Annotated in this window: 27 protein-coding genes, 1 pseudogene and 1 other annotated feature; of the genes and pseudogenes, 17 read left to right on the top strand and 11 right to left on the bottom strand. The window is 47.4% G+C overall.

The window, feature by feature from the left end:
* The first annotated feature begins 18 nt into the window (after nucleotides 1–18).
* The 9 genes from NSQ37_RS20635 to motS all read left to right on the top strand — a co-directional run bounded on the left by NSQ37_RS20635 (nucleotide 19) and on the right by motS (nucleotide 9,700).
* Entirely contained in the window at nucleotides 19–2,625 is a 2,607-nt protein-coding gene (locus NSQ37_RS20635) for a DNA translocase FtsK (protein ID WP_099567017.1), read from the top strand.
* A gap of 240 nt (nucleotides 2,626–2,865) precedes the next feature.
* Nucleotides 2,866–4,164, top strand: coding sequence for a UDP-N-acetylmuramate--L-alanine ligase (murC, locus tag NSQ37_RS20630; RefSeq protein WP_007408778.1), 1,299 nt, complete (start codon nucleotides 2,866–2,868; stop codon nucleotides 4,162–4,164).
* A 155-nt stretch (nucleotides 4,165–4,319) separates the two neighbouring features.
* Nucleotides 4,320–4,742, top strand: a complete 423-nt coding sequence (locus tag NSQ37_RS20625) for a DUF948 domain-containing protein (protein ID WP_007408777.1) — start codon at nucleotides 4,320–4,322, stop codon at nucleotides 4,740–4,742.
* 32 nt (nucleotides 4,743–4,774) lie between these two features.
* On the top strand, nucleotides 4,775–5,188 hold the full coding sequence (locus tag NSQ37_RS20620) for a YtxH domain-containing protein (RefSeq protein WP_003152380.1): 414 nt from the start codon (nucleotides 4,775–4,777) through the stop codon (nucleotides 5,186–5,188).
* 25 nt (nucleotides 5,189–5,213) lie between these two features.
* Nucleotides 5,214–5,540, top strand: coding sequence for a bacillithiol system redox-active protein YtxJ (gene ytxJ, locus NSQ37_RS20615; protein WP_007408776.1), 327 nt, complete (start codon nucleotides 5,214–5,216; stop codon nucleotides 5,538–5,540).
* A 236-nt stretch (nucleotides 5,541–5,776) separates the two neighbouring features.
* Entirely contained in the window at nucleotides 5,777–6,853 is a 1,077-nt protein-coding gene (locus NSQ37_RS20610) for a bifunctional 3-deoxy-7-phosphoheptulonate synthase/chorismate mutase (RefSeq protein ID WP_003152383.1), read from the top strand.
* 279 nt (nucleotides 6,854–7,132) lie between these two features.
* A complete protein-coding gene (gene ccpA / locus NSQ37_RS20605; protein WP_015240399.1) occupies nucleotides 7,133–8,137 on the top strand; it encodes a catabolite control protein A in 1,005 nt (334 codons plus the stop codon).
* A gap of 68 nt (nucleotides 8,138–8,205) precedes the next feature.
* A complete protein-coding gene (motP, locus tag NSQ37_RS20600) occupies nucleotides 8,206–9,021 on the top strand; it encodes a flagellar motor protein MotP (protein ID WP_007408775.1) in 816 nt (271 codons plus the stop codon).
* Complete coding sequence (motS, locus tag NSQ37_RS20595) at nucleotides 9,011–9,700, top strand: flagellar motor protein MotS (RefSeq protein ID WP_007408774.1); 690 nt, start codon at nucleotides 9,011–9,013, stop codon at nucleotides 9,698–9,700. The genes motP and motS overlap by 11 nt, the downstream gene beginning before the upstream one ends.
* A gap of 9 nt (nucleotides 9,701–9,709) precedes the next feature.
* Here the strand turns inward: motS and NSQ37_RS20590 are convergent, their stop codons facing one another.
* From NSQ37_RS20590 to NSQ37_RS20580, 3 genes are read right to left on the bottom strand one after another with little or no spacing between them, the layout of a single operon-like run.
* Nucleotides 9,710–10,876, bottom strand: a complete 1,167-nt coding sequence (locus tag NSQ37_RS20590) for an acetoin utilization protein AcuC (RefSeq protein ID WP_015240398.1) — start codon at nucleotides 10,874–10,876, stop codon at nucleotides 9,710–9,712.
* Nucleotides 10,873–11,517 (bottom strand): acetoin utilization AcuB family protein, encoded by a 645-nt coding sequence (locus NSQ37_RS20585; RefSeq protein WP_012118206.1) that lies wholly within the window; start codon nucleotides 11,515–11,517, stop codon nucleotides 10,873–10,875. The genes NSQ37_RS20590 and NSQ37_RS20585 overlap by 4 nt, the downstream gene beginning before the upstream one ends.
* 24 nt (nucleotides 11,518–11,541) lie before the next feature.
* Nucleotides 11,542–12,174, bottom strand: a complete 633-nt coding sequence (locus tag NSQ37_RS20580) for a GNAT family N-acetyltransferase (RefSeq protein ID WP_015240397.1) — start codon at nucleotides 12,172–12,174, stop codon at nucleotides 11,542–11,544.
* Between the two features lie 158 nt (nucleotides 12,175–12,332).
* On the opposite strand from NSQ37_RS20580, the gene acsA reads away from it, so the two are divergent.
* The 3 genes from acsA (at nucleotide 12,333) to sr7p (ending at nucleotide 15,898) form a co-directional block, all read left to right on the top strand.
* Nucleotides 12,333–14,051 carry an acetate--CoA ligase gene (gene acsA / locus NSQ37_RS20575; protein ID WP_015240396.1) on the top strand — a complete coding sequence of 573 codons (1,719 nt, stop codon included), beginning with the start codon at nucleotides 12,333–12,335 and terminating at the stop codon, nucleotides 14,049–14,051.
* Nucleotides 14,052–14,104: 53 nt separating this feature from the next.
* Nucleotides 14,105–14,337, top strand: a binding site (T-box leader).
* Nucleotides 14,338–14,387: 50 nt separating this feature from the next.
* A complete protein-coding gene (gene tyrS, locus NSQ37_RS20570; protein ID WP_007613147.1) occupies nucleotides 14,388–15,653 on the top strand; it encodes a tyrosine--tRNA ligase in 1,266 nt (421 codons plus the stop codon).
* Between the two features lie 119 nt (nucleotides 15,654–15,772).
* A complete protein-coding gene (gene sr7p, locus NSQ37_RS20565) occupies nucleotides 15,773–15,898 on the top strand; it encodes a small protein SR7P (protein ID WP_007408768.1) in 126 nt (41 codons plus the stop codon).
* A gap of 39 nt (nucleotides 15,899–15,937) precedes the next feature.
* Here the strand turns inward: sr7p and NSQ37_RS20560 are convergent, their stop codons facing one another.
* The 3 genes from NSQ37_RS20560 to NSQ37_RS20550 all read right to left on the bottom strand — a co-directional run bounded on the left by NSQ37_RS20560 (nucleotide 15,938) and on the right by NSQ37_RS20550 (nucleotide 17,868).
* Nucleotides 15,938–16,261, bottom strand: coding sequence for an AzlD domain-containing protein (locus NSQ37_RS20560; protein WP_007408767.1), 324 nt, complete (start codon nucleotides 16,259–16,261; stop codon nucleotides 15,938–15,940).
* A complete protein-coding gene (locus NSQ37_RS20555) occupies nucleotides 16,258–16,989 on the bottom strand; it encodes an AzlC family ABC transporter permease (protein WP_003152395.1) in 732 nt (243 codons plus the stop codon). The genes NSQ37_RS20560 and NSQ37_RS20555 overlap by 4 nt, the downstream gene beginning before the upstream one ends.
* 72 nt (nucleotides 16,990–17,061) lie before the next feature.
* Nucleotides 17,062–17,868 carry a TrmB family transcriptional regulator gene (locus NSQ37_RS20550; RefSeq protein ID WP_007408765.1) on the bottom strand — a complete coding sequence of 269 codons (807 nt, stop codon included), beginning with the start codon at nucleotides 17,866–17,868 and terminating at the stop codon, nucleotides 17,062–17,064.
* A 222-nt stretch (nucleotides 17,869–18,090) separates the two neighbouring features.
* Between NSQ37_RS20550 and NSQ37_RS20545 the strand changes: the two genes are divergently transcribed.
* Nucleotides 18,091–18,960, top strand: coding sequence for a cation diffusion facilitator family transporter (locus tag NSQ37_RS20545; protein WP_007408764.1), 870 nt, complete (start codon nucleotides 18,091–18,093; stop codon nucleotides 18,958–18,960).
* Between the two features lie 171 nt (nucleotides 18,961–19,131).
* Nucleotides 19,132–19,182 (top strand): annotated as a pseudogene (locus NSQ37_RS21300) (hypothetical protein); the annotation flags it as partial.
* Nucleotides 19,183–19,222: 40 nt separating this feature from the next.
* On the opposite strand, the gene NSQ37_RS20540 reads toward NSQ37_RS21300, so the two are convergent.
* Complete coding sequence (locus NSQ37_RS20540) at nucleotides 19,223–19,420, bottom strand: hypothetical protein (RefSeq protein ID WP_341124753.1); 198 nt, start codon at nucleotides 19,418–19,420, stop codon at nucleotides 19,223–19,225.
* 239 nt (nucleotides 19,421–19,659) lie between these two features.
* Between NSQ37_RS20540 and NSQ37_RS20535 the strand changes: the two genes are divergently transcribed.
* Nucleotides 19,660–20,412, top strand: a complete 753-nt coding sequence (locus NSQ37_RS20535; protein ID WP_341124752.1) for an SGNH/GDSL hydrolase family protein — start codon at nucleotides 19,660–19,662, stop codon at nucleotides 20,410–20,412.
* Between the two features lie 15 nt (nucleotides 20,413–20,427).
* On the opposite strand, the gene NSQ37_RS20530 is transcribed toward NSQ37_RS20535, so the two are convergent.
* The 4 genes from NSQ37_RS20530 to NSQ37_RS21295 form a co-directional block, all read right to left on the bottom strand.
* Complete coding sequence (locus NSQ37_RS20530; protein ID WP_007408761.1) at nucleotides 20,428–20,556, bottom strand: hypothetical protein; 129 nt, start codon at nucleotides 20,554–20,556, stop codon at nucleotides 20,428–20,430.
* Between the two features lie 151 nt (nucleotides 20,557–20,707).
* Nucleotides 20,708–21,217: a type 1 glutamine amidotransferase domain-containing protein gene (locus NSQ37_RS20525; protein WP_007408760.1), complete on the bottom strand. Its 510-nt coding sequence runs from the start codon at nucleotides 21,215–21,217 to the stop codon at nucleotides 20,708–20,710.
* A gap of 169 nt (nucleotides 21,218–21,386) precedes the next feature.
* Nucleotides 21,387–21,614 carry a hypothetical protein gene (locus NSQ37_RS20520; protein WP_007408759.1) on the bottom strand — a complete coding sequence of 76 codons (228 nt, stop codon included), beginning with the start codon at nucleotides 21,612–21,614 and terminating at the stop codon, nucleotides 21,387–21,389.
* 5 nt (nucleotides 21,615–21,619) lie between these two features.
* Complete coding sequence (locus NSQ37_RS21295; RefSeq protein ID WP_141137932.1) at nucleotides 21,620–21,691, bottom strand: SWIM zinc finger family protein; 72 nt, start codon at nucleotides 21,689–21,691, stop codon at nucleotides 21,620–21,622.
* 160 nt (nucleotides 21,692–21,851) lie between these two features.
* Between NSQ37_RS21295 and hmpA the strand changes: the two genes are divergently transcribed.
* Together hmpA and NSQ37_RS20510 are read left to right on the top strand one after the other, a co-directional pair.
* Nucleotides 21,852–23,042, top strand: coding sequence for an NO-inducible flavohemoprotein (gene hmpA / locus NSQ37_RS20515; protein WP_007408758.1), 1,191 nt, complete (start codon nucleotides 21,852–21,854; stop codon nucleotides 23,040–23,042).
* Between the two features lie 1,176 nt (nucleotides 23,043–24,218).
* The coding region (locus NSQ37_RS20510; protein ID WP_341124750.1) for a hypothetical protein at nucleotides 24,219–25,182 on the top strand (964 nt) is incomplete at its 3' end.

The raw sequence follows: 25,182 nt of genomic DNA, 5'->3' as shown, positions 1-25,182 counted from the left end.
GTTAGAGAGTGATTAAACATGAGTTGGCTGAATAAATTTTTTGACTTATTTTTAGGTGAAAAAGAAGAAGAGCATGAACGTGAACCAAACACGCATGCCCAAATCCCGAAACAGCAGATACCGGATCAGCCAGAAGGCAAATTCACGCGCATGGAAGATCCTAAAATATATTACGAATATCCGAAAGGGAATTTCCGCTTCCCTGTCGTTCCGGACGGCTATAAGCGAACGGAGCAAAACCAAAGACAGCGGGAAAGGCACGAACGCCGCCAGCCGTCCCGGGATTATGCCGCCGGGAAGGAGCAAACCGAGCGGAAACAGCATACACATAAAGAGCCTGATACGGTGAAAAAGCCCTTTAAACCGTCATCCATTCCTTCACCGGTTTACGGCTTTCAATCTCAGCACAGCATAAAAAAAGCGCCTATATCCGAAAAGCGGCGTGAAGAGAACGTAACATTGCTGTCAGAGGAGCAATTTGTTCCGCCAAAAGCCGGTCAGGAAACGGAAAAAGAGCCCGTCTTCACAACATCCGGCATAACAAAACAGACGAATGACCGGCCAGAACCGTTTGCGAAACAAGAAACGGAAGAAATCCCGGCCGTTAAAAAAGAGGAGCTTCACACCGAGGCTGAGAATGCAAAAGAGCAAGTGTTTGCAGCAGCAGAACCGCAGCAGACTGAAGAGCGGGAGCACACGGAAAGCGCGGAGTCTGCCGGCTTTACAGAAGAACAAGAGCATGAACAAACCCGCCCGCAGCCTATTAAAGAGCCTGAGTATGAAGCATCCCGAACGGCTGAAAACACAGAGGAACAAGCGGCGCCGCAGGAGGAACATCAGGAGCCTGAGCCGGAAAAAGCACCGCCTTTTGAAACCGCAGAAGAACCGGTGTATACATACACAGAACCCGGATACGATGAGGAAGTTCAGCCGCAGTCTGAAGACAAGCCCGAATCAGCTGAAACCGACGCGGAACAGGAAACAGACTCGCAGCCTGAGTACAATGAAGTCACGCGGCATTCAGACCCCCCCGAGCCTGAACCTGCAAGCATCAAGACGGCCGATGCCCCGTCCCGGCCTGCCGAAGAAAAAACGGAGCATCACGGACAGCCTCAGCCTGTGAAAAAAGCGGAGCAGCCGAAAGAGCGCAATGTTCCGTTTAACGTCATGATGCTTAAAAGTGATAAACACAAGCAGACGAAGACGCCAGAGGGCGGAGCGAGCTATGCCTTTCCGAATCTGTCGCTTCTGGACGTACCGCCGGCGCAAAGACATGACGACCAATCGTGGATTGAAGAACAGCGCGAGCTTTTAAACGTTACACTGAAAAACTTTAATGTGCGCGCCCAAGTCGTTCATGTCACACAAGGCCCGTCCGTCACACGTTTTGAAGTGCATCCTGAGCCCGGAGTGAAAGTAAACAAAATTACAAACTTAGCAGATGATATTAAATTGAGCCTGTCTGCCAAGGATATTCGGATTGAGGCGCCGATCCCCGGTAAAAACACGATCGGCATTGAAGTTCCGAACCGCGTAAGCAAAGTCGTCGATTTAAGGCAGATGATCAGAAGCGCCGCTTTCAGGACGAATCCGTCTCCGCTTACAGCCGCGCTCGGTGTCGATATTTCCGGAAACCCGGTCGTCATTGATTTGAAAAAGATGCCGCACGGGTTGATAGCGGGTGCGACAGGATCGGGAAAAAGCGTCTGCATCAATACCATTTTGGTCAGTCTGCTTTATAAGGCGGATCCGAGTGATGTCAAAATGCTTCTGATTGATCCGAAAATGGTCGAGCTTGCGCCTTATAACCAAATTCCGCATTTGGTCAGCCCCGTCATCACGGACGCCAAAGCCGCGACCGCCGCGTTAAAATGGGTTGTGGAAGAGATGGAACGGCGATATGAACTGTTTGCCCATTCGGGTGTGAGAGATATCGGCCGCTTTAATGAATTAACCGCCGATCATAAGACAGGCGAAAAGCTTCCGTACCTCGTAGTGGTCATTGATGAGCTTGCCGATTTAATGATGGTCGCGCCGAACGATGTGGAAGAAAGCATTGCCAGAATCGCGCAGAAAGCGAGAGCCTGCGGCATTCATCTGCTTGTCGCGACACAGCGTCCGTCTGTCGATGTCATTACCGGAATGATCAAGGCAAACATACCGACGAGGATTGCATTCTCCGTCTCAAGCCAGGTAGATTCCAGAACAATCATCGACATGGCGGGAGCGGAAAAGCTGCTCGGAAAAGGCGACATGCTGTACTGGGAAAACGGTACCGGAAAACCGGTGCGCCTGCAGGGCAACTTTGTATCCGACAGAGAAATTGACCGCGTCGTCTCTCATGTCAGAAAGCAGCTGCCGCCTTCTTATTTGTTTGAACAGGAAGAACTGATCAGGCAGGGAACCGCCCTCAAGGAAGAAGACGAACTGTTTCCTGAGGCGTGCCAATTCGTCGTGGAGCAAAACAGCGCCAGCACCTCAAGCCTTCAAAGAAGGTTCAGAATCGGTTATAACCGCGCCGCGAGGCTGATTGACATGATGGAAGCCGAAGGCATGATCTCAGAAGCGAAGGGCAGCAAACCCCGTGAAGTGCTGATTACGGCCGCTGACATTGCTCAAGAATAAGAATATCGTTCATTTTTCTCAAAAACATGGTATGATAGTGGATGGACCATCAAAACTGCATCACTGTCACGCGCTGAAATATCATGCGGCAGGTTTAATCAAAAAGAAAGTTACAGATACTGACGATAACGTAAAAATAAATGGAAGCGCCGCTGTGCGGGCTTTTTGCCCGCGGCGGTCGCAAAATGAAATGAGCGTCATATACTGGGGAACAGATAGACGTTTGTTGGAGGTACGATTATGACTGTTTATCATTTTGTTGGAATAAAAGGGACAGGTATGAGCCCGCTTGCTCAAATCCTGCATGATACAGGGTATCAGGTGCAGGGATCGGATATCGAGAAGCAGATTTTCACTCAGGCTGCCCTTGAAAAAAGAAATATCCCGATCTATCCGTTCAGCGCCGATAACATCAAACCCGGCTTAACGGTAATCGCCGGAAACGCATTCCCTGATTCTCATCCGGAAATCGCAAAGGCGCTCGCTGAAGGGATTCCTGTCATCAGATATCATAAATTTTTAGCTGAATATATGAAAAAATACACAAGTGTCGCGGTAACGGGCGCACACGGCAAGACGTCCACAACGGGCCTCTTGGCACACGTGATGCAGCAGGCGAAGCCGACTTCGTTTCTTATCGGGGACGGAACGGGCAGAGGAAATGAAAGCAGCGAATACTTTGTATTTGAAGCCTGCGAGTACCGCCGTCATTTCTTGAGCTATCAGCCTGATTATGCGATTATGACGAATATTGATTTTGACCACCCTGATTATTTCGCCAACATTGACGATGTGTTTGATGCTTTCCAAAACATGGCGCTTCAAGTCAACAAAGGCATCATTGCCTGCGGTGATGACGAGTACCTGCCGAAAATTCACGCCAATGTGCCTGTCGTGTATTACGGCACGGGAGAAGAAAATGATTTTCAAGCGAGAAACATCGTAAAAAATACGGAAGGCACGACATTTGACGTCTTTGTCCGCAATACGTTTTACGATACGTTCTACATCCCGGCATACGGGCATCACAATGTCCTCAATTCCTTAGCGGTCATTGCAATCTGCCACTATGAAGAGATAGACGTGAACATGATTAAGCGCGGACTTGAATCATTCGGCGGCGTCAAACGCAGATTCAATGAAAAAGTGATCGGCAGCCAGGTATTGATCGACGACTACGCCCACCATCCGACTGAAATCAAAGTCACGATTGAGGCGGCGCGCCAAAAATATCCCGAACGTGAAATTATCGCGGTATTTCAGCCGCATACGTTTACACGGACGCAATCATTCCTGGATGAATTCGCAGAAAGTTTAAGCGCGGCCGATCGCGTGTATCTGTGCGACATTTTCGGCTCTGCCCGCGAGAACGTCGGCAAGCTCACGATCACGGATCTTCAGGAAAAAATCGATAACGCAGAACTCATTGAAGAAAATGACACATCAGTGTTAAAAGCGCATGAAGGCGCAGTGCTGATCTTCATGGGCGCCGGAGACATTCAAAAATATATGAGAGCCTATGAAAACGTCATAGCGTAACGAAAAAGCAGTGGGGCTCTCACTGCTTTTTTGCGCGTGCTGCAAAGGGATTTACCGAGAAACGGAGAAATAGTATACATACAGATCTTTCATATATGTTTATCATTTTAAGAATTGGGTATATACCACTATATCCTGCATTAAGGAGGTATTAGATGATCATCATTCTTTACTTAAGCGTCGCACTCATTGCCGTTGCATTTCTCATCCTCGTCATCTATCTGTCCAAAACATTAAAGTCCGTGCAGATGACTTTAACAAACGTTGCCTCGACTTTAGACGGCCTTGAAGGGCAGATGAAAGGCATTACCGCAGAGACAACCGAGCTGTTACATAAGACAAACCGTCTCGCGGAAGACATTCAGGAAAAATCAGAGAAATTAAATACGGTTGTCCATGCTGTCCAGGAAGTGGGAACTTCCGTCCAGCAGTTTAATACATCCATAAAGCAGGCAGCAGGTTCCGTTACGGCCTCTGTAAGAGAGAATCAGGATAAGATCAGTCAGGTTGTCACCTGGAGCCAGGCCGCTATGGAAATATGGGACAAGTGGAAGCAAAAGAAAAAAACATCGCTTTAATCATAAGAAAAATCCACTAAGGAGGAATCATAATGAGCAAAGATGGAATCAATAGTAAGGATTTTTTAATCGGAACGCTGATCGGGGGAATTATCGGCGCGACAACGGCGTTGTTTCTGGCGCCTAAATCAGGTAAGGAGCTGCGCGACGATCTCGGCAGTCAGGCTTCTGCGTTAAAGGATAAGACGGACAGAATGACGGCCGACGCGAAAGAAAAAGGCTCTCAATATGTCAGCATCGCCAAAGACAAAACATCTAATATCACCCAGCTGGTAGCTGATCAGTCAGGCCAGATTATGAATAAAGTGAAGGATTTAAAAGACCGTTCTAAGAGCACACTAACCGAGAAAGCCGAAGAGACGAGAAGCGAAATGCAGGACACGGCCCAAAGCATCAAGGCCGAAGCGGAAGACGCCGGGGAAAAAGCCGGTCAGGCAAATCGCTGATCTTCAATAAGGAGAGATAACCGACATGACAAAACAGCTGATATCGTCTGAAGAAGAGTTCAAAAATGCCGCTGAGAAAGAAAACACGCTCGTGTTTTTGAAACACAGCACAACCTGCCCGATCAGCCAAGCCGCCTTTCAGGAGTTTGACGCCTTTGCATCGGCGCATTCGGAAGTGCCTTCTTATTACCTGCAGGTGCAGGACAGCCGGCCGCTTTCAAACTATATCGCCGAGACATACGGCGTGAAACATGAAAGCCCGCAAGTATTCGTCATTGCAAACGGCGAAGTGAAATGGCACGCGTCTCATTCACAAATCACAAAAAACGCAATAGAGCAGCACCTTTCATAATTGCTGGCCGCCGGTTGATACCGGCGGTTTTTTTTTTGAAAAAAACTATTGATCATTTCAGCCGGATCATGTAGGATATCAATATATACCGCTTCAACGCATAAAAGCTTAAAAGCGTTTTTGTGATAAAGCCGAATGTGAAAAAATTTATTATTTCATATTCCTATTTTCGCATAACTGTAGTAAGATGCATGTTAACCATTAAAATAAAACATAGCATAGAAGGGATGAAAAAGATGAGCAACAAGGAATTAGAGAGCCTAAGACAGCAGGCAGACGCACTAAACTTAGAAATCCTTAAATTAATCAATGAACGCGGAGCCGTTGTAAAAGAAATCGGTAAAGCAAAGGAAGCACAGGGTGTCAACCGATTTGACCCTGTCAGAGAGCGTACAATGCTTAACCGCATAATTGAAAGCAATGACGGCCCATTTGAAAACTCAACGATCCAGCATATTTTCAAAGAAATTTTCAAAGCCGGACTTGAACTTCAAGAAGAGGATCACAGCAAAGCGTTGCTCGTCTCCCGGAAGAAAAAAGCAGAAGATACGATCGTTGATATTAAAGGTGAAAAAATCGGTGACGGCGATCAGAGATTCATCGTCGGACCTTGTGCCGTCGAAAGCTATGAGCAGGTTGCCGAAGTCGCGGCCGCAGCGAAAAAACAAGGCATTAAAATCCTGCGCGGGGGCGCGTTTAAACCCCGCACAAGTCCGTATGATTTCCAAGGTCTCGGCGTAGAAGGCCTGCAAATTCTTAAACGTGTCGCTGATGAATATGACCTCGCGGTGATCAGTGAAATCGTAACGCCCGCCCACATTGAGCAAGCGATTGATTACATTGACGTCATTCAGATCGGCGCGCGGAACATGCAAAACTTTGAATTGCTGAAAGCCGCCGGTTCCGTTAAAAAGCCGGTATTGTTAAAACGCGGTCTTGCTGCAACAATTTCAGAGTTCATCAATGCAGCTGAATACATCATGTCACAAGGAAACGACCAAATCATTCTTTGTGAGCGCGGTATCAGAACGTACGAAACGGCAACGAGAAACACACTCGACATTTCTGCCGTGCCGATTTTGAAACAGGAAACTCACTTGCCGGTGTTTGTTGACGTCACACATTCAACAGGCCGCCGCGATCTCCTGCTTCCGACAGCAAAAGCGGCGCTTGCGATCGGCGCTGACGGCGTGATGGCCGAAGTTCACCCTGATCCTTCCGTTGCCCTTTCAGACTCTGCGCAGCAGATGGATATACCTGAATTCGAGAAATGGCTGAACGAATTAAAGCCAATGCTGAAAGTAAAAGCATAATACAACGTTCCGCTCTTTAAAGGCCGCCACGCGCGGCTTTTTTTTCGTATCTTCATTTTATTTAATTATAAAATGAAAGTGAACGTTTTCATCACTGGGAAAAACGTGTATAATTTCATGAGAGATATTTAAATTTGATGAATAATGAAAAATAATGTACACTACTGACTTACGCTTACAATCATAAACGACAGAATGCGAAATCGTACGACATTTCTTTACATAAAGTGTTTATGCTATAGATAAGGATAAGTGTATCCAGTAAAAGGAGTGGTTTCAGTGAGCAACATTACGATATACGATGTGGCCAGAGAAGCAAATGTCAGTATGGCGACTGTTTCCCGCGTCGTGAACGGCAACCCGAATGTAAAACCGACGACCAGAAAAAAAGTATTGGAAGCCATTGATCGGCTCGGCTATCGCCCGAATGCGGTGGCAAGAGGGCTTGCAAGCAAAAAAACGACTACGGTCGGCGTCATCATCCCTGATATCTCAAGCATTTTCTACTCTGAACTTGCGCGTGGAATTGAAGATATCGCGACGATGTACAAATATAATATTATTTTAAGCAACTCGGACCAAAATCTTGAGAAAGAACTGCATCTGTTAAATACGATGCTTGGCAAACAAGTGGACGGTATCGTATTTATGGGCGGCAACATTACGGACGAGCATGTCGAAGAATTTAAGCGCTCTCCTGTGCCGATCGTCTTGGCGGCATCAGTGGAAGAACAGGGCGAGACGCCTTCTGTCGCCATTGATTATGAACAGGCGATTTATGATGCCGTTAAGCTTTTCATTGATAAAGGGCATCGCGATATTGCACTCGTCTCCGGACCGATGCAAGAGCCGATCAACCGTTCGAAAAAACTGCAAGGGTACAAACGGGCGCTTGAAGAAGCGGCGATTCCGTTTAACGAGCAATTCGTAGCGGAAGGCGATTACACCTATGATTCCGGTATGGAGGCGCTTCAAAGCTTGATGGGCCTTGACCGGAAACCGACGGCGATTCTTTCTGCGACGGATGAAATGGCCCTCGGCATTATCCATGCGGCCCAAGATCAAGGTCTTTCGATTCCTGATGATCTTGATATTATCGGTTTTGACAATACGAGATTGAGCCTGATGGTCCGCCCTCAGCTTTCAACAGTCGTGCAGCCTACGTACGATATCGGCGCCGTGGCGATGAGACTTTTGACAAAACTGATGAACAAAGAGCCGGTTGAAGAGCAGATCGTCGAATTGCCTCACCGCATCGAATTAAGACAATCAACCAAGTCATAAAAAAACGGAAAAGCAAGCTTCACTCTGAGGGGTGGAATCTTGCTTTTTTACTTGAGTAAGGAGAAGATATGAAACGTTTTGATTATCTGACGCCCGTTGGCTTTATGTTAGGCTGTATTATTGTCGCAATCGGTATTCTGTCAGGGACGGGACTGGCGGGAATCAGTTCATTTTTAGATCTGACTTCTTTTTTAATCGTCACAGGCGGCCTTGCTGCGGCGATCTTTATCAGCTTTCCGCCGAGGGATTTAAAGAAAACCCCTTCTGTACTGAAACAGGTATTCTCCCGTCAGGATGACAATGTGAAAGAGCTTGTCAGAGTATTTGTCAGCCTTTCGGAGCAGGCGCGCAGGCAGGGGCTTCTGTCTCTGGATGACCAGGCGCGTGAGATCAAGGATCCGTTTTTAAAAAAAGGGCTTTTGCTTGCGATTGACGGCTGGGACGAGGAAACGATCCGGCTGGTGATGGATTCTGAGATCGCCGCGATGGAAGAAAGACACAGAAAAGGAAGACGCGTTTTTGAAAAAGCCGGTGATTTCGCACCCGCCTGGGGAATGATCGGGACGCTCGTCGGACTCGTTCTCATGCTCAAAAACTTAAATGACCCGCATACCCTCGGACCGAACATGGCCGTTGCGCTATTGACGACGCTGTACGGAGCGCTGCTTGCCAACTTGGTATTTATCCCAATCGCGGCAAAGCTTGAAGAAAAAACGGAAAGTGAAATTTTCATCAAACAGGTCATGATCGAAGGGGTTGTCGGCATCCAATCGGGCAAAAATCCCCGCAACCTCGAAAGTCAGCTCGTCGTCTTCAGCTCAAGAGAAGACTGGCGTAAAGGACAGCCTGCGAACAAGAAAAAGGGCGCTGTCCATGAAGCTTAGAAAAGAGCGTTTTGAAAGAAGAAACAAACCGGAACATTCCGGCGGTTCACCGAGATGGATGGTGACGTTCGCTGACTTGATCACGCTCATTCTCGTGTTCTTTATATTGCTTTTTTCGATGTCGCAAATAGACGCGGAAAAATTTCAATCTGCCGTTTCATCGATTCATACAAAAGGCAGCGGGGGTGAACCGGCGTCATCAGACAAAGCAAACGAAAATAAAGAACAGGATTTGCTGTTACAAAACGTGAAGACATACATAAAAGCGCATCATTTGAGTTCGAAATTGACGGCGAAGCGCGATGAGCGCGGAGTGGTTCTGGTGCTGCAGGAGGCCGTTCTGTTTCAGACGGGAAAAGCGGATGTGCTGAAAAACGCCGAGCCGGTTCTGCATCAGATCGCGGTGCTTTTAAAAACAATTCCGAATGACATACAGGTAGAAGGCCATACGGACAGCCGCCGGATTTCCACCTATCAATTTCCGTCAAATTGGGAGCTGTCGTCTGCAAGAGCGGCGAGTGTGATCCGGTATTTTACCGCGAATGAAGACTTTTCCGCCAAACGGTTTATCTCTGCCGGGTATGCGGATACGAAACCTGTGAAGGACAACAAAAGTCCCGGACATATGAAAGAAAACCGCCGTGTAGAAATTGTGATCAAAAAAACGACCTCCTCATAAGGTCGTTTTTTATTTAGTTTTATACCGCTGCTCAGACCGGATGGCAAAAAGTGCTTTTTCCACGGTTTGGGCATTTTTTTCTGAAATTTCTTCTTTGCGGGGAATCGGAGGATATAATTGTTCAGGATCACTCCAAAAAGCGGGCAACGTGCAGGGGGAGTGCTTCTGCCATTTATCAATCCATTTCTGCGGTATGCGCTCCCCGGGATCAATCCCTTTCATCTCAAGCCAAATGCGGCTCCACGCTCTCGGGACGACTCTCCAAATATCGTATCCGCCGCCGCCGACCGCGATCCATCTGCCGCTGCAATATTGATGGGCTAATGAATGAGCAAGCCGCGGGATCTCCTGATAAATGGAGATTGTATTGGACAGGTGTGTCAATGGGTCGTAATAATGGGCGTCCGCACCGTTTTGGGTAAGAATCACATCCGGCTTGAAAAAAGCCGCGATTTCTGAGGCGGCCGTATTGTAAGCGTGAAGAAAGGAATCGTCCTCTGTGAAAGCGTCCAGCGGAATGTTAAAAGAATAGCCGTAGCCTTGCCCGCTTCCTTTTTCCAGTACTTGTCCCGTCCCGGGAAATAAATAACGCCCGGTCTCGTGAAAAGAAACAGTGCAGACATCAGACCTGTCGTAAAACGTAAATTGAACGCCGTCGCCGTGATGAGCGTCTGTATCAATGTATAACACTTTTGCCCCGTAGTTCTTCTGGATGTATTGGATGGCCACGGCGCTGTCATTATAGATACAAAAGCCTGAGGCCCTGCCGCGGAAGCCGTGGTGAAGGCCGCCTCCTAAATTGCAGGCGTGGCTAGCTTGTCCCGTCATGACATAATCAGCCGCCGTTAAGGTGCCGCCCACCAGAAGTGACGCGGCTTCATGCATGCCGGCAAAAACGGGGGTGTCTTCCGTTCCGAGACCGTAGCTTTCTCCTTCTGCGGCAGGGAGCCGGCCCGCACCCGCTAGTTCCACCGCCTGTATATAATCCTCCGTATGAACGAGAGCCAGCTCTTCTTTAGCGGCCGTGCGCGGTGTGACGATATCTCCTTCGTCAAACGCATCCGCCGCCTGAAGCAGATCGTATGTTAAAAGCACACGACGCTGATTGAACGGATGTTCCTGATGAAATTGATACGTCTGATAAGAAGGCGAGTAAACAAAAACGCTGTCTCTCATGGCTGATCCCTCAAATGTTTCGGCCATAAGACATTGTATCCGGCTTCTTGAACGGCACGGATAAAAGGGAGCGGATTCATCGTCTTCACCCGGAAGACGAGAATGTTCGACCCGGCGGAATCATGGGGATAGACGAGCACACTCAGGATTTGCAGCTGAAGATCACGGCACATGCAGCTGAGATCAGCAAGGCTTTTTGTCATATCCGTCACCAGGATTTCCACCTGTGATCCCGGCTGGGCCGCGCCTGTCAGGCTGACGAAAGTCCGGAGCACGTCGGTTTTCGTTAAAATGCCCGTCAGCTTATGGTTTACCGTAATCGGCAGACAGCCGATGCCGTGCTCATAAAAGGAAGCGGATATTTCTTCTACAAAGTCAAGCGGATGAGCGCAGATGACATTCCGCTTCATAATGGTCTCCACTTTGTTTGTCAGAAATGCGCCGCGTTCCTTTTGTTCAAAGCTGCCGGGGCCGGCCTGTTTAATGTCTCTGTCTGTGACAATACCGATGACGTGCAGCTCGTCGTCGATGACAGGGAGATGGCGGATATGATATATCTTCATTTTACGGACGGCTGTTTCAATGGAGTCGTGTTTTGAGACGGTGATGACGTCCCGTTTCATGATTTGTTCTGCAATCATCTTTTTATCCCCTTTGTATGTCAGTCAATACATAAATCGCTGATAAAAACGAAGCCTGTCGAACTGTTCAATTGACTCCTGACTGACGTGCCTGCCGATGCGGGCCATCAGACAATTGGCCGGATGAGAGCTGATTTCCGGTTCATCCGTTGCGAACCAGACAAGACCCCCGGCATTCATCATCTTTTCCATGATCTTTCTGTATTCCCACACATCTTTTTTCATTCCTTTTAAATCCCAATGCCAGTAATATTCCGTCGTCATGATGATGTACCGTTCCATCTGTTCATCCATCATGCTGACTGTCAGCAAAGTTTTTCCGACAGAACAGCCCCTGTAGCCGGGAGCGACCTCGATCGCCCCGAGTTCAAGGAGGTCTTCCATATTTCCGTCAGACCACCGTTCAAGCGGATCAGGATATAAATACGTCACATAGCCGATAATCGTCTGTCCGTCCCTGGCAATAATGATCCGACCTTCAGGAAGCCCGGCGATCTCGATTAACGCTTTGTGCTGTTCATGAGGAAGGCGAAAGGCTGTCAGGCCTTCATGAAACTCATACTGTGCTAGGTCCTCTGGAGGAACGGGCCCTTCTACTAAAAGAGGGCCGGCTGCTGTCTGAATTGATGAAGAATGGTACGTTTTATGATGTTTCACTGATTCACCGCCTGTCGGTTCTTAATAAAAACACATCTCTTTTAAGCATAACAAAATATAAAGCGTTTTCAATAGTGTTGTAATTTATATTTTAAAAATTGAGAAAACTGTGAACATCTACTATAATTAGTCTATAGATAAGCAAAGGGGGATGTTGCATGAATTTGAAAGCGTTGCCGGCGGAAAAGGGGAATTATCATCTGCGAAATTATGAGGAAACGTACCGCAGCTTCGATTGGAAAGAGGTCGAAGCGGCATTTTCCTGGCATCAGACGGGGAAGCTGAATGCGGCGTACGAAGCGATTGACCGTCATGCCGAATCATTTCGAAAAAACAAAGTAGCGCTATATTACAAGGACGCAAACCGGGATGAAAAATACACATTTAAAGAAATGATGGAGGAATCGAACCGGGCGGGAAATGTACTGAGACGGTATGGAAACGTGGAAAAAGGGGACCGCGTTTTTATTTTCATGCCGCGTTCGCCGGAGCTTTACTTTATCATGCTCGGCGCAATTAAAATCGGTGCGATCGCCGGTCCTTTATTTGAAGCGTTTATGGAAGGCGCCGTCAAAGACCGCCTCTTGAACAGCCAGGCAAAGGTTGTCGTGACGACACCTGAACTGGCCGAACGGATTCCGGCGGACAGCCTGCCCGACCTCGAGCATATTTTCATTGTCGGCGGCAGCAAAGAAACGGGAGATAAAATCATTCATTATGATAAAGCGGCTGAGGGAGAAAGCACGAGACTTGATATTGAATGGATGGACAGAAGAGACGGCTACCTGCTTCACTACACATCAGGATCTACCGGAACGCCTAAAGGTGTGCTCCACGTTCATGAAGCCATGATTCAGCAATACCAGACCGGCAAGTGGGTGCTTGATCTTAAAGAAGACGATATTTACTGGTGCACTGCGGACCCGGGCTGGGTGACCGGGACGGTGTACGGGATATTTGCGCCGTGGCTGAACGGAGCGGCGAATGTGATCGTCGGCGGCAGATTCAGTCCGGAAAACTGGTACGGCACGATTGAGAAGCTCGGTGTCAGCGTCTGGTACAGCGCTCCGACGGCTTTCAGAATGCTTATGGGCGCCGGAGATGAAATGGCATCCAGATTTGACCTTACTTCACTTCGTCACGTCCTGAGTGTCGGAGAACCTTTGAACCCCGAGGTCATCAAGTGGGGACATAAAGTATTCGGCAAGCGCATCCACGACACGTGGTGGATGACAGAAACGGGCGGACAGCTCATTTGCAATTATCCTTGCATGGAGATCAAGCCGGGTTCAATGGGGAAACCGATTCCGGGAGTGGAAGCGGCGATCGTTGACAATCAGGGAAATGAGCTTCCGCCGTACCGAATGGGAAATCTCGCCATTAAAAAGGGCTGGCCGTCGATGATGGATTCCATTTGGAACAACAAAGAGAAATATGATTCTTATTTCATGCCGGGCGGCTGGTATGTTTCCGGAGATTCTGCTTATATGGATGAAGATGGTTATTTCTGGTTCCAAGGCAGAGTCGATGATGTCATCATGACATCCGGCGAGCGCGTCGGCCCGTTTGAAGTCGAAAGCAAACTTGTTGAACATCCGGCGATTGCCGAAGCCGGCGTCATCGGAAAGCCGGACCCTGTCCGGGGAGAAATTATTAAAGCGTTTATCGCGCTCAGAGAAGGGCATGAGCCATCCGATCAGCTGAAGGAGGACATTCGCCTCTTTGTAAAACAGGGGCTTGCCGCGCATGCCGCACCGCGGGAAATTGAATTCAAAGATAAACTTCCGAAAACACGGAGCGGAAAAATCATGAGACGTGTGCTAAAGGCGTGGGAGCTGAACCTGCCGGCAGGCGACCTGTCCACAATGGAAGATTAAAGACGGCGTTGACATCGTATCTTATTTATGTTAAAAATGAGTAAGCTTCATACGAAAAGGTTTTGATTGAGACAAGTAGGGTATCTGATTGTTCAAGAGAGCTGATGGCCGGTGAAAATCAGCACATAAGATATGCCGAATACACTCATGAACCGCTTTTGCGAACAAAGCCATTCCAAGGCTTTCAGTAGTGAAAGAACGGACACGGTCCGTTATCAAAAAGAGTGATAAAAGCTTTTTTATGCTTTTATTAGTAGGGTGGTACCGCGATTATATCGTCCCTTCGTTTTAAACGAAGGGGCGTTTTTTATTTTCATAAACAAAGGAGCAGACAAAATGACTAATTTATTAGAGGATTTATCATTCCGCGGCTTAATCCAGCAAATGACGGATGAAGAAGGACTGAATAAACAGCTGAACGAAGAAAAAATCCGTTTATACTCAGGGTTTGACCCGACGGCTGACAGCCTGCACATCGGACACCTTCTGCCGATATTGACACTGCGCCGTTTCCAGCTTGCAGGCCACCATCCGATTGCGCTTGTAGGCGGCGCGACGGGACTGATCGGCGATCCGAGCGGCAAAAAAGCGGAACGTACGTTAAATACTCAGGATATCGTTGTCGAATGGTCGCAAAAAATTAAAAATCAGCTTTCCCGATTTTTAGATTTCGAGGCCGGAGAAAACCCCGCTGTCATAGCGAACAACTTTGATTGGATCGGAAAGCTGAGCATCATTGAATTTCTCCGTGACGTCGGAAAGAACTTCGGAATTAACTACATGCTTGCGAAAGATACTGTAAGCTCAAGAATTGAAACCGGAATTTCTTACACGGAATTCAGCTACATGATCCTGCAATCCTACGATTTTCTGAATCTGTACAGAGAAAAGAACTGCAAACTCCAAATCGGAGGCAGTGACCAGTGGGGCAACATCACGGCCGGTCTTGAACTGATCAGAAAATCAGAAGAAGAAGGGGCGAAAGCTTTCGGTCTTACCATTCCGCTCGTCACAAAAGCTGACGGCACGAAATTCGGCAAAACGGAAGGCGGCGCCATTTGGCTTGATAAAGAAAAAACATCGCCGTACGAATTCTACCAGTTCTGGATCAATACAGATGACCGCGACGTCGTCAAATACTTAAAATACTTTACTTTCTTATCAAAAGAGGAAATTGAAGCTTATGCTGAAAAAACGGAGACTGCTCCTGAGAAAAGAGAAGCGCAGAAACGTCTCGCTGAAGAGGTGACTGTTCTTGTACACGGCCGCGAAGCGCTTGAGCAGGCCGTTCATATCTCCCAGGCGCTGTTCAGCGGCAATATTAAAGAGCTTTCCGCTCAAGACGTCAAGGTAGGATTTAAAGATGTACCTTCGTTTGAAAAAGACCGCTCTGAAGAACTGTCTTTAGTAGACGTGCTTGTGGAATCTAAATTGTCGCCTTCAAAACGGCAGGCACGCGAAGACATTCAAAACGGAGCTGTTTACATTAACGGCGAGCGCCAGACGGACATCGGGCATCTTCTGACTGCGGAAGACCGCATTGAAGATCAATTTACCGTACTGCGCCGCGGAAAGAAAAAATACTTCCTGATCACGTACTGAAAATAAAAAGCAGTCCGGCCGCTCAATGCGGCAGGCTGCTTTTTTATGTTTTGTGAATACTGCACGGGGAAATGAGTACAGTACATGGTATAAGCAAAACAGGGAAGGGGTGCTGCGCCGTGAATTTCATGTTTACCATCGCAAAAGAAAGATTGCAGCGGGATCATTGGGAACAGCAGCAAAGCATAAACGCCGAAGCCAAAGCCGAGGAATCAGAGACGGAAGAAGAAAATCCGACATCATAAAGTAAAGCCTCCATTCTGCGGAATGGAGGCTTTTGATTGTCACCATATCAGCCTGACGGCGGCCATCAGCACGACTCCTGTGATGACCGTGATGGATAAGCTTTTTGTCCGCATCGCGCAAAGCAATGTCGGGATGAGAACGATCATTGCTTTCCAATCAAAGGTCAAAGCGCTGTTTGTTTTCACAATCATGCTTTCCGTTACCAGAGCCGTCAAAATACAAAGCGGAATAAAGGAGAGCCATTTTAAAGCCAACTCAGGCATCTGAATGTTCCGGACAAATATAAACGGAACAATGCGCGGCACAAGTGTAACAATCATGCAGCCGAGTATAATCCAGATCATTTGTGTGCTGATGCTCATTTGTCCGTCACCACCCCGATCGTTGCCACAATCACGGTTGAGACGATGACCGCGATGTGTGACGGGACGAAATACGATAACAAGACCATAAAAATGATCATATAGAGAATTAAGGAGAGGCTGTGCTTCAGCTTTTCCGAAGCGGACGATTGCAATTGCAGCACAAGCAGCGCCGCAAACATAGCGGGCAAAGCAAAGTCCAGGCCGAGCGCGTAAGGATCAGATATCCATTGTCCGAGAAGCCCGCCCATCACGCAGGAAATAACCCAGCACATGTAAGCGGTTATATTGAGGCCGTTCATCCATTTATCGTATAACCTGCCGTTCTGAGCCGCTTTGTTCACCGCTACCCCGAAAGATTCGTCAGTAAGCAAAGCCCCGAAACCGATATTTTTCGCCAAAGAGTATTTCGTGAAATACGGCGCGATGGTCAGGCTCAGCAGAAGGTGCCGCAGATTGACGATAAACGTCGTTAAAATAATGGCGGAAATCGGACTCCCGGAAACAAGGAGCGAGCAAATAATAAATTGGGCGGCGCCGGCATAGACACACAAAGATAACAAACAAATTTCAAGAATGCTTAGATGAGAGGCAACGCCAACGATGCCGAAAGCAAAACCGATGCTCATATAGCCCAGCAGCGTAGGCACACAATCCCGCACCCCCTGTAAAAACGTATCGTTCATTTCCCGGGAAACGGCGGTTTTTTGCACTTCTGTGTTAATCATTTTTTATACTCCTTTCATAGAGATTATAATGATAACGACTAATGAAAAAATCAAAGAAAATACGGTTCACATTTATATGAACCGATTTCCGGTGACGACATGAAATAACGAATGGTTTTGTTTCATCAGGCCTTCAACTTTCTCAGCCCCGACTTCTTTCACAAGCTCCGCGAACATCAGATCGTGCCTCATATATTCCATGGCCACGAGAACGAGGGCGGGATCTTCTGATTTAATGGCCCAGGCATTCGTCTGCGGAGAAAAATTGGCGATTAAGACTTCTTTATTATCGCGGGCAGCTATCGTTAATCTTCCGCCCATCCGTTTCTCCGCCACTTCAGGAGACATATTATGATTTGTCGTATTTCCGAGCTTCACTTCCGGAGGGCCGAACACAATCGAAAAGACGGGCAATTGTTCGGCGGCGCGTTTGTTAGCGGCTTCTTGAATAAAGGGAATCTGCTGTTCCCAGACAGACAGCCACAACTCTTCCTCGGCTTTTTCAATCATATCCTTCATCTCATTGATGACATGATCATTCGTGCTGATGCGGCGGATGACATTCATCTCCTGCTCGCTTTCCAGCGCCAATAACTTTTCCTCAAGGTAGCCGAATGAACTCTCGAAATCGTGCCGGAGCCGGTCGATTAATTCCTTTCCGGCAAGCGGAGCATATGTAACCGGATCAGACGGCACAATATGGACAGCGCCTTTATCAACTAATTTCCCCAATACTTCATAGATCATTGAGCGGGGGACGCCTGACCTTTTGCTGATTTCATATCCGGTAACAGGCGAGTGTTTCAACAAGCCGATATATGCTTTACATTCATATTGAGAAAATCCAAATTTCTGTAATTCTTTCAGAACATCCTCCATAAACATCCTCCGTAGTGGTTATTCATGAAACTACTATAATGTAAGCGGTTATATCTTGTCAATGGGACTTGAGTGCTGAAAGAAAGAAGCGCCTGTTTTGTCGCTTTCCAACTTAGTTTATGGTGAGTTACATGTATGGCTTTTGTGAAAAACGTTGCCGTAGACCCACACGAATGCCGTTTGATACGATAAATTCAAGAAGTTAAAAAGAGGAGGATCACGGTGGAAAACACCTCTAAAATCGCTTTTTTATCGGTTATAAGCAATTCCCTGGTCGTCATGCTCAAAATAGTGGTGGGGATCATAACCGGATCTGTCGCGATACTTTCTGAAGCCATTCATTCTTTTTTAGATTTGATCGCCGCCTTCATCGCCTTTATCTCCGTTAGGATTTCAAAAAAGCCGGCTGATACAGGGCATCCGTACGGTCATGGAAAAGTCGAGAATCTGTCGGGGACTATCGAGACGATTCTGATTTTTGCGGCAGGGATTTGGATGATATATGAATGCGTTCAAAAACTGGTCAACCCCGCGCCGGTTCATCTGCCTGTATTGGGAATTGTTGTGATGCTTGCGGGGGCTCTCATTAATTTGATCGTTTCGAAGTTCGTAAAAAGAGAAGCCGAAAAGGTTAATTCCGTGGCAATGAAATCAAATGCCCTGCATTTACTGACTGACGTGTACACATCATTAGGCGTAGCGGCAAGCCTTTTGGTCGTTACCTTAACGGAGTGGTACATACTTGATCCCATTATAGGTATGGTGCTGGCGGTGTATATCATATATGAAGCGTTTAAGTTAATGAAAGAAGCATTCCCGCCGCTGATTGATACCCGTTTGTCGGAAGAGGAAGAAAAAACAATTTTAAAGATTATTGAAACATTTCAACAGGAATTTATTGAAATTCACGATTTTCGTACAAGACGCTCCGGCCCGCAGGAGTATATTGATTTTCACCTGGTCGTAGCCTCTCACGTGACGATTAAAGACGTGCATGACCTGTGTGACCGCATTGAAAGAGATATTACGAATGAATTCAAACAAGCACAGGTAATGATTCACCCCGAGCCGGAGAGCGAGAGGAAGAAATAAATCGATCTTATGTTTGCGTTTGTTCCCGGCAAAATGCCTGCAAAAGGCCCGTTACCACGGGTCTTTTTGTTGTATAAATGACTATTTCTCGCTCATATGAGAGATAAGCTTATACACGTGAGGGGTTCATTTCATACGTTATGTTGTAAAGAAAAAGGGAGGTGAACAGAATTGAACGCTATTTCTGTTAAAGAAATTGAACATGGAGTTGCCGTTGCGGAAAGAGAAGGTTTAGGGGAGTATTTATACCAAGAACCGGTTTCTAAAAAATGTTCGCGCCGTTCTCGCAGCAAAAAACGGACACACCGCCGGACACACCGCCGGACAGATCGCCGGACACACCGTCGGACACACCGTCGGACACACCGTCGGACAGATCGCCGGACACACCGTCGGACACACCGTCGGACAGATCGCCGGACGCATCGCCGGACACACCGTCGGACAGATCGCCGGACACACCGTCGGACACATCGCACGAGACGGTCCCATCAAAAACGTACCCGCAAACGCTGTTTTAAATGCTGACAGCAGACTCTATTACAAGTAACGGAGATCTGCTATAATGGCAAGAGAACTGCATAAAAAATCCAGTATCATCATCTGCGGACACTGAACTGACAACATGGCGCTGTTTGTTCGTGTCCGTTTTTATGTCAAAAAAGATGCCGGAGGATAAAAAGGAAGGGATGACGCCGAATGAAGCTGAATGAGGATTTTTATAACTCTGAAGGAAAGACAGTCTCTTTGCCAAACATAAGCAGCAAGCTTTTGCATATCACGGACAGCGGGCATATCAGCGTTGACTTCATCAGCATAAGCAGGCTGCGGAAGGCTTCAAAAATCGCGATCTTAGGTGACAGCGTCGCCCGGGGGCTGCGTGCGGAATACGGCTTTGGTGACATTCTGAAAGACCGGACAAACGCTGAAATAACCAATCTGTCTGTCAGCGGCGTTAATATGAGCAACAACGGAAGCGATAACATTTATCAGCAGGCGCTTAAAACAAAGGGACATGATGTCATCATTGTCCAGGGAACAGATGATGATTGGTGCAACCACATTCCCATCGGCACAGATGAAAAGGATATCACCACATTTTACGGAGGCTTCTGCCAAGTGATCCAGCAGCTGCGGAGCGGAAATAAAGGCGCGAGCATCATTGTGGTGACCCCAACGAGACAAGCCAAAATGTCAAAAGGAAAAATCGTCCGCCGTGATACTGATAAAAATAAACTGGACCTGAAGCTGGCTGACTATGTGAAAGCCCAAAAAGAAGCCTGCACACTCCTCTCTGTACCATATGCCGATCTGTTTGATACTGATCTCATCGACCCGTATAATCCCGCTTTCCGCAGCATGTGCATGTCAGAAGGTCTTCATCCGAACGAGAAAGGGCATCAAATCATATTTCAGGAAATCTGCCGGAATTATTATTACTATTATGGGTAACACAGCGCTAACAGATTATTTTCGGCTTTGCTTTTCTAAAAGCTCAATTATTCTTTGAGATGCGTGTTTTTGCGCTCTCAAAAGCGAGACGATATTACCGGTAAAACCGATTAAAATGATAAGCAGCAAAATGATCATCCACATAGCGAACCTCCCGTCGGGTTTTAAAACATTCTCTTTTTATTTTACTTATGATGGATGGGCCGGAGAATAGTCTAACGGATGGTGTTTTTTGAGAGCCGGTGAAAAGTCCATAAAAAAAGCACAGACTAAACGGGTCTGTGCTTTTTTTCTCTTATTTCAGCAGGTTCAATGATTCACGATTAAAGGCTTCCAAATCGTCAGGTGTTCTGCTTGTTACGATGTTATGGCTCACGACGACTTCTTCATCTTTATAATGTGCGCCGGCATTGATTAAGTCTTTGCGGATGCTGCGGAATCCCGTGATATCTTTTCCTTTAAGAAGGTCGGTATCAATCAGCAGCTGCGGGCCGTGGCAGATCGCGAAAACGGGTTTCTGATTTTCCACGAATGCTTTAGTGAATTCACCCGGGCGGTCATCTCCGCGCAGAAGATCCGGTGAAAAGCCTCCGGGAATCAATAACGCATCGAATTCCTTGGCGTCTGCGTCTGAGATCGCTTGATCGATCTTTACTTTCTCACCGTGCTTGCCCGTCACTTCTTTCCCAGCTTCCAAATCTATTGTCACCACACTGTGGCCCGCTTCTTTAAATGCTTCCGCCGGGCTTGTATATTCAATATCCTCAAATTGATCTGTCATCAGAACTGCGATTTTTTTGCTCATACATCATGCCTCCTGTGAATTTGTATATGACAAGAATATCAGGCAGATTCCCGCCTCACAACGTATTTGCTTATGAAAAAAGACCCCTCTGAAAAAGAGGAGCCAAAAGGTACGGAGGTCTGCTTAAACTTACGTGTTTAACCTGAGATAAGGCAAGAAATCGAACCAATTACTTTTTGCGTCTTTTTTTCTGCTTTTTACACCCGCATTTCCCCGGATCGCCCGGATCAATGACTTCGTGAATTGTTTCTTCCTTATAAACGTGGCGGGGAACATAACGGATATGCTCTCTGTTAATGTGTTTGATGGGATGGACGTAAACCACTTCTTTGTCAGTATACTTGTCAGTCACAATATACTTAGGGTCACAGTAATACACTTTCGATTTTTTACCCATTCATCTCACCTCCCGTACTTTATTAAATGCTGACAAGGAGGATTTTGCATCGGACAAGTACACCATGGCAAGTCCACAATTTTTCAGCTGCAATTTCGTTTTTCTGATTTTTCCTGAATCCGCCTCAAATTGGAACGGCTAACCCTTTTTGAGCGGGGAAATCTATAAAAAAGAATTCAAAAACGATTCTTTTCTCAGGTCAATCGAGATGTATACATCTTTAGGGGGATTTTTAGAATGCTCGATGAAAAAACGATTGAAATCATTAAAAGCACAGTGCCGGTCTTAGAAGAGCATGGTGAAGAAATCACAGGCCGATTTTATGACCTGCTGTTTCAGCATCACCCTGAGCTGCTGAATATCTTTAATCAGACGAATCAAAAGAAAAAAACACAGCGTACGGCCTTGTCGAATGCTGTGATTGCAGCCGCAGCCAATATTGACCGGCTGGAAAACATCGTTCCCGTCGTCAAACAAATCAGCCATAAACACCGGAGTATCGGTGTTAAACCCGAGCATTACCCAATCGTTGGAAAGTACTTGTTAATCGCGATAAAGGATGTGCTAAAAGACGGGGCTGCTCCTGAGGTCATTCAGGCATGGGAAAAAGCATACGGCGTCATTGCAGACGCTTTTATCGGAATTGAGAAGGACATGTATGAACAAGCGGAAACGCAAAAAGGCGGCTGGAAAGACTATAAGGCGTTTAAAATTGATAAAAAGGTAAAAGAAAGCAAGGAGATAACGTCGTTTTATTTAAAACCGGAAGACGGACAAGTTCTCCCCGAGTTCAAAGCGGGACAGTATATCAGTGTAAAAGTATACATTCCGGACACGGGTTATACGCATATCCGCCAGTACAGTTTGTCGGATGTATCCGGTAAGGATTATTACAGGATTTCCGTGAAAAAAGACGGAATTGTTTCTTCATATCTGCATGACCAATTACACGAAAAGGATTCAATTGAGATCAGCGCTCCGGCCGGGGATTTCGTATTAGACCCTGATTCCAAAAAGAATCTGGTTCTCATCAGTGCCGGTGTCGGAATTACCCCGATGATCAGCATGTTAAAGACGGTTGCCAAAACCCAGCCGCAGCGAAACGTTCTCTTTATCCATGCGGCAAGGAGCGGAGAGTATCATGCGTTGCGGCATGAAGCTGAAGAAGCCGCGGAACACTCATCCGTTGACACCCTCTTTATTTACAGCGAGCCGTCCGAACAAGACCGTTCAGAAAACATTCGTTTTCGGGAAGGCCGGATTGACAAACAGCTGTTAGAAGAAGTGATGACAGATAAAGATGCTGATTTTTACCTGTGCGGATCACCGTCATTCATTAAAGAAATGAAAAAGCTGATTTCTGAATTCAATACACCGCCGGAATCCATTCACTATGAATTATTTGAACCGCAGCTGAGTATGGTGTGATTGAAGAAGGAAGGACGATGATTTTAATGTATGAAGCATCCGGACTGGGTGCTTTTTTTATTCTCTTGCAAGGAAGGGTTGCTGAGGAATCACTCTGTAGAGGAAAACCACTTTTTGTCTCAACTCGCTTAATTATCGAATGAAATAAGTGCCGCATGTTAAAAACATATGGCCCGCGAGTTTATTGCTCACTTATCCTGCTGCTCGGATTTTTGGTGTGTGAGAAAAAAACGGTACGGTTGCATAATCCGGAAGAGACGCTGACCTTTTACTTGTAAAAGAAGTTTAAAGACAGGATGAACGCTTATTTGCTAGTGTACGAGCGGCAAAAGCAAAAAGAGGAATCGGTATTTTAAAATTAAAAATAACAACTGATAGAAATGAAAGTTTCAGGATACAATGGGATTTATATATTCGGGTTTTGTGATAGCAGTATAGGGAGGGGAATAATAGAGTGAGTAACTTTTTTGAGGAATCGGTACAGGGAGGGGTTGTATCTATGCTTACTGATATTAAACAAAAGGTTTGGGGATGCTCTTTTATCTGAGAATCGATTTGAGATGAAGCGGGGATGCCGAGGGGATCAGAGGGCGAACGTCAGGCAGAATTACGCCAAGTGGACCGCCGAGAAAAATGGCTCTGGAAATGTGAATCTATTGTTGATTTTCTTGAGTGAGCTACTGAAGAAATAGTTGACGAGAAACACCGGACTGTCTTTGTAGTAGACGGGGTGAAATATCGTGAAATCGCTCTGCATTCTGGCGTTTCCCGCGAAACGGTCAGACGCATCAAAGAGAAGATTTTTTGCCAAATATGTAATTTTTATTGTTGAAACAGATAAAATCCGCAGTGTAGACTGGAAGGCAAAATATTTCTGCGTCCCCATCGATTCAAATAGGGATTACAATAATGTGAAGAGTTATTTATAAACAGAAATTGATAAATAATATAAGATCAGCTGACAAACTTAATGAGGATCAAACTAGTGCTCACTTATTTATAAATTAAACATATTATAATGATATATTAATCATTAAGGGAGATGAGCAGCTGATGGGTTATGATCAGCATAGAAGATGCCCTAAATGTAAACAAAAACTACCGAAACCAAACTGCTGTAAGTGCTGTCCCATCTGTTATACAAAAGTTATTGTAGGACAACGAGGATTACGAGGGGTGCGAGGGATTCCAGGGGTTACAGGACCAGCCGGACCAGTCGGAGCCACGGGACCAGCCGGACCAGCCGGAGCGACCGGGGCCACAGGAGCTATCGGTCCAGCCGGATCCACCGGAGCAACCGGGGTAACTGGAGCGGCGGGAGTCACAGGAGCGACCGGGGTAACTGGAGCGGCGGGAGCCACCGGAGCGACCGGGGTAACTGGAGCGGCGGGAGTCACTGGAGTGACCGGGGCCACCGGAGATATCGGTCCAACCGGACCAGCCGGAGCCACAGGAGTGACCGGGGCCACCGGAGCTATCGGTCCAACCGGAGTCACAGGAGCGACCGGAGCCACCGGAGCTATCGGTCCAACCGGAGTCACAGGAGCGACCGGAGCTATCGGTCCAACCGGAGTCACAGGAGCCACGGGAGCAGCCGGAGCCACGGGAGCGACCGGGGTAACTGGAGCGGCGGGAGCCACAGGAGTGACCGGGGCCACAGGAGCTATCGGTCCAACCGGAGTCACAGGAGCCACGGGAGCAGCCGGAGCCACGGGAGCAGCCGGAGCCACGGGAGCGACCGGGGTAACTGGAGCGGCGGGAGTCACAGGAGCGACCGGAGCTATCGGTCCAACCGGAGCCACGGGAGCGACCGGGGTAACTGGAGCGACGGGAGTCACTGGAGTGACCGGAGCCACAGGAGATATCGGTCCAACCGGACCAGCCGGAGCCACCGGAGCCACCGGAGCCACGGGAGCAGCCGGAGCTACCGGAGCGACCGGGGTAACTGGAGCGACGGGAGTCACTGGAGTGACCGGAGCCACAGGAGATATCGGTCCAACCGGACCAGCCGGAGCCACCGGAGCAGCCGGAGCTACCGGAGCTACCGGAGCCACTGGAGCGACCGGGGTAACTGGAGCGACGGGAGTCACTGGAGTGACCGGAGCCACAGGAGATATCGGTCCAACCGGACCAGCCGGAG

It is taken from the genome of Bacillus sp. FSL P4-0334 (genome assembly GCF_038004825.1).
GTDB classification, from domain to species: domain Bacteria; phylum Bacillota; class Bacilli; order Bacillales; family Bacillaceae; genus Bacillus; species Bacillus velezensis.
Note: the sequence above shows the minus strand (reverse complement) of the source record. Positions and strands in the feature narration are given on the sequence as shown.